Origin of the sequence: Pseudomonas sp. K5002, assembly GCF_013386655.1 — a bacterium.
Lineage (GTDB): Bacteria > Pseudomonadota > Gammaproteobacteria > Pseudomonadales > Pseudomonadaceae > Aquipseudomonas.
On record NZ_JACARK010000202.1, the window covers coordinates 1 to 4,972 of the forward strand.

Sequence of the window (4,972 nt, forward strand, 5' to 3'; positions counted from 1 at the left end):
ATCGCACCGGTGCTGTACCGCAGCCTCAGCCAGATCGCCGCCGCCATTGAAGCGGGCGATCGCGACTTCGCCAAACTGCGCGCCGCACAGGTCCAGCAGATCGAAGCGGCAGGTTTTCGCATGGACTACCTGGAGGTTCGCCAGGGCCTGCACCTGCGTCCGGCCACCGCCGAAGACAAGGACCTGGTGATCCTGGTCGCCGCCTACCTGGGCGCCACCCGGCTGATCGACAACCTGCATCTGCATCTGAACTGACCCCGCCACACACCCCGCCTGTTGCACTGCCTGATCGGCCGGTATAAAAAAGTACCGGCCACAGCGCAGACAAAGCCAAGACAGATCGACACGCTAGGTTTAATGTATTCGCCCTACGCTCTTCGTTGGCGTTGACCGGAGCCTGTCATCTTCACAAAGACAGGACATTCCCGGCTTTCAAGTGTCCTAAAAGCAGTCCCAGCAATAAAAAGGAAACCCGCAGCGATGGCGTACTACCGCACTCCTCATGACGTTACCGCTCTGCCCGCCTGGCAAGCGCTCAATCAACATCGCCAAGCCATGCAGGATTTCAGCATGCGCGAAGCCTTTAATGCCGATCCCCAGCGCTTTACCCAGTTCACCTTGAGCAGCTGCGGGCTTTTCCTCGATTACTCGAAAAACCTGATCACCAGCGAAACCCGCGACCTGCTGGTAGGCCTGGCCAAGGAAGTCGACCTTCAGGGCGCGATCAAGTCGCTATTCAACGGCGAGCCGGTCAACTCTTCCGAAGGTCGCCCGGCGCTGCACACCGCGCTGCGCCGCCCAGTGGGTGACAAACTGTCGGTCAACGGCGTGAACATCATGCCGGACGTGCACAAGGTGCTGAACCAGATCACTGACCTGGTCGGCCGCATCCACGACGGCCTGTGGCGTGGCTACACCGAGAAGCCGATCACCGACGTGGTGAACATCGGTATCGGTGGCTCGTTCCTCGGCCCGGAGCTGGTGTCTGAAGCGCTGTTGTCCTACGCCCACAAAGGCGTGCGCTGCCATTACCTGGCGAACATCGACGGCAGCGAGTTCCACGAGCTGACCATGAAGCTGCGCGCCGAGACCACGCTGTTCATCGTCTCGTCAAAATCCTTCAACACCCTCGAAACCCTGAAAAACGCCCAGGCCGCCCGCGCCTGGTACCTGGCCCAGGGTGGCTCGGAAGCCGAGCTGTATCGCCACTTCATCGCCGTATCGAGCAACAATGCGGCGGCCGTGGCCTTCGGTATCCGCGAAGAGAACATTTTCCCGATGTGGGACTGGGTGGGCGGTCGTTACTCGCTGTGGTCGGCCATCGGCCTGCCCATCGCGCTGGCCATCGGCATGTCCAACTTCAAGGAACTGCTGTCCGGCGCCTACACCATGGACCAGCATTTCCAGACCGCTCCATTCGAGGCGAACATGCCGGTGCTGCTCGGCCTGCTGGGCGTGTGGTACGGCAACTTCTGGGGCGCGCAGAGCCACGCAATCCTGCCGTACGATCACTACCTGCGTAACATCACCAAGCACCTGCAACAGCTGGACATGGAATCCAACGGCAAGAGCGTGCGCCAGGACGGTACGCCGGTTTCCACCGACACCGGCCCGGTTATCTGGGGCGGCGTAGGCTGCAACGGCCAGCATGCTTACCACCAGCTGCTGCACCAGGGCACCCAACTGATCCCGGCCGACTTCATCGTGCCGATCGTCAGCTTCAACCCGGTCTCCGACCACCATCAGTGGCTGTACGCCAACTGCCTGTCCCAGAGCCAGGCCCTGATGCTCGGCAAGACCCGCAGCGAAGCTGAAGCCGAGCTGCGCGACAAGGGCATGGACGAGGCCGAAGTGCAGAAGCTGGCACCGCACAAGGTGATCCCGGGCAACCGTCCGAGCAACACCATTGTGGTTGAACGCATCAGCCCTCGCCGTCTTGGTGCACTGGTGGCAATGTATGAGCATAAAGTGTTCGTGCAGAGCGTCATCTGGGGCATCAACGCGTTCGACCAGTGGGGCGTGGAGCTGGGCAAGGAGCTGGGCAAAGGCGTTTACAACCGCCTGACCGGCACTGAAGAACAGCCTGCGGACGACGCGTCCACCCAGGGGTTGATCAACTACTTCCGCGGCCGTCACCGCGGTTGATGGTATCGGCACTACAATGAGGGTCTGAACCTGCGGGAGCGGACCCTTGTAGGAGCTGGCTTGCCAGCTCCTACAAGGGTCGCAAAGCTCCCCTCTTGTCGCAAAAAACAAGAATAAGGATCCCTCATGTTCGATATCAGCACGTTCCCCGCCGCCGATGCCGTCCGCCGGGCTGCGCAACTCAGTCAAGAGGACTACCAGCGCCTCTACCGCCAATCCGTCGAGCAACCCGATACGTTCTGGGCCGAACAGGCCAAGCGTTTTCTCGACTGGAGCACGCCCTGGCAGACCGTCCAGAAATCCGACATCAAGACCGGCGCCGCCCAATGGTTTGCCGGAGGCCAACTGAACGTCAGTTACAACTGCATCGACCGTCACCTCGCGCAACGCGCTGATCAGCCGGCCTTCATCTGGGAGGGCGATGATCCTGCGACGTCTTCCAAAATTACCTACCGCCAGCTCCACCAAAACGTCAGCCGCCTGGCCAACGTGCTGAAAAGCCGTGGCGTGAAGAAAGGCGACCGGGTGTGCATCTACATGCCGATGATTCCCGAGGCGGCCTACGCGATGCTGGCCTGTACGCGGATCGGTGCGGTGCATTCGGTGGTGTTTGGCGGATTCTCGCCGGACGCCCTGCGCGACCGCATTCTCGACGCCGATTGCCGCACGGTGATCACCGCCGATGAAGGCGTGCGCGGCGGCAAGCCGGTGGCGCTGAAACAGAATGTCGACAAGGCCCTGGCCAGTTGTCCGGGTGTCAGCACGGTACTGGTGGTGCAGCGCACTGGCGCGGCAGTCAATTGGACTGAAGGGCGCGACCTCAAGTATCAACAGGCCCTGAATGCAGCCAGCGACGACTGCCCGCCCGAGCCGATGGATGCGGAAGACCCGCTGTTTATCCTCTACACCTCCGGCAGCACCGGCAAACCCAAAGGTGTGTTGCACACCACCGGCGGTTACCTGCTGCAGGCTGCGATGACCTTCAAGTACGTGCTCGATTACCGCGAAGGCGAAGTGTTCTGGTGCACCGCCGATGTCGGCTGGGTCACCGGCCACAGCTATATCGTGTACGGGCCACTGGCCAATGGTGCGACCTCGCTGATGTTCGAAGGCGTGCCGAGCTACCCGGACAGCTCGCGGTTCTGGCAGGTGATCGACAAACACAAGGTCAACATCTTCTACACAGCGCCGACCGCGTTACGCGCGCTGATGCGGGAAGGCCACGGGCCACTGGAAAACACTTCCCGCGCCAGCCTGCGCCTGCTGGGCAGTGTCGGCGAGCCAATCAACCCGGAAGCCTGGGACTGGTACTTCAATGCCGTGGGCGAACAACGCTGCCCGATTGTCGACACCTGGTGGCAGACCGAAACCGGCGGCATCATGCTCAGCCCGCTGGTCAGCGCCCAGCGGATCAAGCCTGGCTGCGCCACCCAGCCGATGTTTGGCGTGGTGCCGGTGCTGCTCGATGAGCAAGGCAAGGAAATCAGTGGCGCCGGCAGCGGCGTGCTGGCGATCAAATCCAGCTGGCCAGGGCAAATCCGCAGCGTGTACGGCGACCCTCAGCGGATGATCGACACCTATTTCAAACCCTACCCCGGCTACTACTTTACCGGCGACGGCGCGCGGCGCGACGAGGACGGTGACTACTGGATCACCGGCCGCATCGACGACGTGATCAACGTTTCCGGGCACCGCATCGGCACCGCCGAAGTCGAAAGCGCCCTGGTGCTGCATGATCAGGTCGCAGAAGCCGCGGTGGTCGGTTATCCACACGACGTGAAAGGCCAGGGCATCTATGCCTTCGTCACGCCCATGAATGGCGTCGAGCCCGACGACGCGCTGAAAAAACACCTGCTGGATCTGGTGAGCAAGGAAATCGGCAGTTTCGCCAAGCCCGAGCTGATTCAATGGGCACCGGCCTTGCCGAAAACCCGCTCAGGCAAGATCATGCGGCGGATTCTGCGCAAGATTGCCTGCAACGAACTGGACAGCCTGGGGGATACTTCCACCCTGGCCGACCCGAGCGTGGTGGACGGCCTGATCGACAAGCGCCTCAACCGATAGGAACCCATGGAATTCATTCGCAGCCGCATCGAAAACCAGCTGATGAGCCTGACCGGCTTGTCGCTGGGCCAACTCGACCTGGAGAACCCCAAGGGCGATCCGGGTCTGTTTGGGCCGAACTCGGTGAGCTGGAAGGTCCATGGCGACTTCAGCAGCATGTTGATCGGCGGCATCAGCGCGTTGATGTTGCAGGCATTGCACCCGCTGGCGTTGGCCGGCGTGTGGGACCACTCGAACTTTCGGCAGGACATGCTGGGGCGGTTACGACGCACCTCGCAGTTCATTTCCGGCACCACGTTTGGTTCGCGGCGTGACGCCGAATGGCTGATCGAGAAAGTGCGCACCATTCACCTGCAAGTGGTCGGCCATGCACCGGACGGCCGACCGTATGCCGCCAGCGATCCCGAGTTGCTGACCTGGGTGCATGTGGCGGAGGTCAGCAACTTTCTCGCGGCCCACCTGCGTTATCGCAACCCGGATTTATCTCCGAGGGATCAAGACCGGTACTACAGCGAAATCGCCCTGGTGGCCGAGCAATTGGGCGCGCGTCACGTGCCGCGTTCGCGCCAGGAAATTTCCGATTACCTTGAGCGTATCCGCCCGCAACTGCTGTGTGACCAGCGCAGCCACGAAGTCCTGCGCCTGCTGCTCAACGCGCCGTCTCCCAGCACCCTGGCCAAGCCGTTTGGCTCGCTGATGATGCAGGCCGGTATCGACCTGCTGCCGGACTGGGCCAGCGACATGCTCGGGCAGAAGCAAAGCC

Annotated in this window: 4 protein-coding genes; all 4 read left to right on the forward strand. The window is 61.9% G+C overall.

What is annotated here, in order from left to right; genetic code table 11:
* On the forward strand, positions 1-255 hold a 255-nt coding region (locus tag HX846_RS11295), incomplete at its 5' end, for a pantoate--beta-alanine ligase (protein ID WP_178965399.1).
* 225 nt (positions 256-480) lie between these two features.
* Positions 481-2,145: a glucose-6-phosphate isomerase gene (gene pgi / locus HX846_RS11300; RefSeq protein ID WP_076013744.1), complete on the forward strand. Its 1,665-nt coding sequence runs from the start codon at positions 481-483 to the stop codon at positions 2,143-2,145.
* Between the two features lie 126 nt (positions 2,146-2,271).
* Entirely contained in the window at positions 2,272-4,209 is a 1,938-nt protein-coding gene (gene acs, locus HX846_RS11305) for an acetate--CoA ligase (RefSeq protein WP_178965400.1), read from the forward strand.
* 6 nt (positions 4,210-4,215) lie between these two features.
* Positions 4,216-4,972, forward strand: a 757-nt coding sequence (locus HX846_RS11310; protein WP_178965401.1) for an oxygenase MpaB family protein, incomplete at its 3' end; no start/stop codon positions are given.